Source organism: Mesorhizobium sp. M1A.F.Ca.IN.020.03.2.1 (genome assembly GCF_004023205.1).
In the GTDB taxonomy this organism is placed as follows: domain Bacteria; phylum Pseudomonadota; class Alphaproteobacteria; order Rhizobiales; family Rhizobiaceae; genus Mesorhizobium.
Map to the genome: position 1 here is coordinate 1 of NZ_RZSV01000389.1, position 3116 is coordinate 3116.

Sequence of the window (3116 nt, forward strand, 5' to 3'; positions counted from 1 at the left end):
GCCGACGAGCGCGCCGCGCGCCGCCGCGTCATCGTCGCCGGCTGGACCGAGGGTTCGCTCGACCGCCTCGGCCAGATCCTCGCCGAGCATCATCTCGGCAACCTGAAACCGGTGGCGACTCTTTCCGAGGTCGAAAAGCTCGAGCCGGGGCAGGCCGGTCTTGCCGTGCTGCCGCTCGAATCCGGCTTCGAGACCGACGGGATGGTCGTCGTCGCCGAACAGGACATTCTAGGCGACAGGCTGATCCGCCGCTCCAAGCGCAAAAAGCGTGCCTCCGACTTCATTGCCGAAGCATCGTCGCTGTCATCCGGCGACATCGTCGTTCACGCGGACCACGGCATCGGCCGATTCATTGGTCTGCGCACCATCGAAGCGGTCGGCGCACCGCATGACTGTCTCGAAATCCACTATGCCGGCGACGACCGGCTGTTCCTGCCGGTCGAAAACATCGAGCTCCTCTCACGCTACGGTTCGGATTCGGCGGAAGCGCCACTCGACAAGCTCGGCGGCGGCGCCTGGCAGGCGCGCAAAGCGCGACTGAAGAAGCGGCTGCTCGACATGGCCGGGCAATTGATCCGCATCGCCGCCGAGCGGCAGATGCGCGCAGCACCCGCCATGATTCCGGCCGACGGCCTTTATGGCGAGTTCGCGGCGCGCTTTCCCTATGAAGAAACCGACGACCAGCAGACGGCAATCGATTCCGTCATGGACGATCTCGGCGCCGGCAAGCCGATGGATCGGCTGGTTTGCGGCGACGTCGGCTTCGGCAAGACGGAAGTGGCGCTGCGCGCCGCCTTCATCGCGGCGATGGAAGGGTTCCAGGTCGCCGTCGTGGTGCCGACGACGCTGCTGTCGCGGCAGCATTTCAAGACCTTCTCGCAACGCTTTTCCGGCCTGCCGATCCGCGTCGCGCAGGCATCGCGCCTGGTCGGCTCCAAGGAACTGGCCGAGACCAAGAAGGGCGTCGCCGACGGCACGGTCGACATCGTCGTCGGCACGCACGCGCTGCTCGGTAGCTCGATCTCCTTCAAAAATCTCGGCCTGCTGATCATCGACGAGGAGCAGCATTTCGGCGTCAAGCACAAGGAGCGGCTGAAGGAGCTCAAGAACGACGTGCATGTGCTGACACTTTCGGCGACGCCGATTCCGCGCACGCTGCAGTTGGCGCTGACCGGTGTTCGCGAGCTGTCGCTGATCGCCACCCCTCCGGTCGACCGCATGGCGGTGCGCACTTTCATCTCGCCCTTCGATCCGCTGGTCATCCGCGAGACGCTGCTGCGCGAGCGCTACCGCGGCGGCCATTCCTTCTATGTCGTGCCGCGTATCAGCGATCTTGCCGAAATCCATGATTTCCTGAGAGAATCCGTGCCGGAACTGAAAGTAGCGGTCGCCCACGGCCAGATGCCGGCCGGTGAACTCGACGACATCATGAATGCCTTCTATGACGGCCAGTACGACGTGCTTCTGTCGACGACCATCGTCGAATCCGGCCTCGACATTCCGACCGCCAACACGCTCATCATCCACCGAGCCGATATGTTCGGTCTGGCCCAACTCTATCAGTTGCGCGGCCGCGTCGGCCGCTCGAAGGTGCGAGCCTATGCGCTGTTCACGCTGCCGGCCAACCGCAAGCTCACCGATACGGCCGAGCGCAGGCTCAAGGTGCTGCAGTCGCTCGATACGCTCGGCGCTGGTTTCCAACTTGCCAGCCACGACCTCGATATCCGCGGCGCAGGCAATCTCCTCGGCGAGGAACAATCCGGCCACATCAAGGAGGTCGGTTTCGAGCTCTACCAGCAGATGCTGGAGGAAGCGGTGGCCGAAGTGAAGGATTCCGGCGAAGTGCTGGATGGCGGCTGGTCGCCGCAGATCGCGGTGGGCACCGCGGTGATGATCCCGGAGAGCTATGTGCCGGACCTGCAGCTCAGGATGGCGCTCTACCGCCGCCTTGGCGACTTGGAGACCACCGAGGAGATCGACGGCTTCGGCGCCGAGCTGATCGACCGCTTCGGGCCGCTGCCGGAAGAAGTGACGCATCTGTTGAAGATCGTCTTCATCAAGGCGCTTTGCCGCAAGGCCAATGTCGAGAAGCTCGATGCCGGCCCCAAGGGCGTCGTCATCCACTTCCGCAAGCGCGAATTCCCCAATCCGGTCGGACTGGTCAAATTCATCGGCGAGCAGGGCTCGCTGGCCAAGATCAGGGCCGACCACAGCGTCGTCTTCATGCGTGACTGGCCGAATGCCGAGAAGCGGCTGGCCGGCTCGGCTGTTGTCATGACTCAATTGGCGCGGCTGGTCGACAAAGCTGCCTGACGGCTCCAGACCGGCATCCGAGCAGTTCAAGGCATTCGCCACTGCTGAAATTCCCGGCTAGAATAGAAAATCGGCTTCGTGTAAGGAGCCGCGACCTCTGATTGGGGTGGGAATGGCGAGCGAGACCGCTCGCCAGTTTGTTTTGACGCAATTCCGGACGGAAACCGTTCACAGTTTTCCTGGAATTGCTCTGAAGAGTTTTGGGTGCAGCGATGACAAAATGGTCGCCGAATTCGTGGAGAGCAAAGCCGATCAAGCAGGTTCCGGCCTATCCGGACCTTGCGGCGCTGGAGGCCACGGAAGCCCGGCTCACCACCTATCCGCCGCTGGTGTTTGCCGGTGAAGCGCGCAAGCTGAAGAAGCAACTGGCGGCGGTCGCCGCCGGCGAGGCCTTCCTGCTCCAGGGCGGCGACTGCGCCGAGAGCTTTGCCGAGCATGGCGCCGACAACATCCGCGACTTCTTTCGCGTCTTCCTGCAGATGTCGGTGGTGCTCACCTTCGCCGGCGCGCAGCCGGTGGTGAAGGTCGGCCGCGTCGCCGGCCAGTTCGCCAAGCCGCGCTCCTCCGACAGCGAGACCAAGGCCGGCGTGACGCTGCCGAGCTATCGCGGCGACATCATCAACGGCATCGAGTTCGACGCCGCGTCGCGCATCCCGGATCCCGCAAGGCAGGAGATGGCGTATCGCCAGTCGGCGGCGACCCTCAATCTCCTGCGCGCCTTCGCGCAAGGCGGCTATGCCAGCCTGGAGAACGTGCATCGCTGGATGCTGGGCTTCGTTGCCGACAGCCCGCAGGGCGAGAAA

The 3116-nt window shown here is 64.0% G+C and carries 2 protein-coding genes; both read left to right on the forward strand.

The features are described from left to right. The coding region (mfd, locus tag EOA79_RS31035) for a transcription-repair coupling factor (RefSeq protein ID WP_128293629.1) at window positions 1–2313 on the forward strand (2313 nt) is incomplete at its 5' end. A gap of 212 nt (window positions 2314–2525) precedes the next feature. Beyond that, window positions 2526–3116: 3-deoxy-7-phosphoheptulonate synthase (locus tag EOA79_RS31040; RefSeq protein ID WP_164894033.1), on the forward strand; the 591-nt coding region annotated here is incomplete at its 3' end.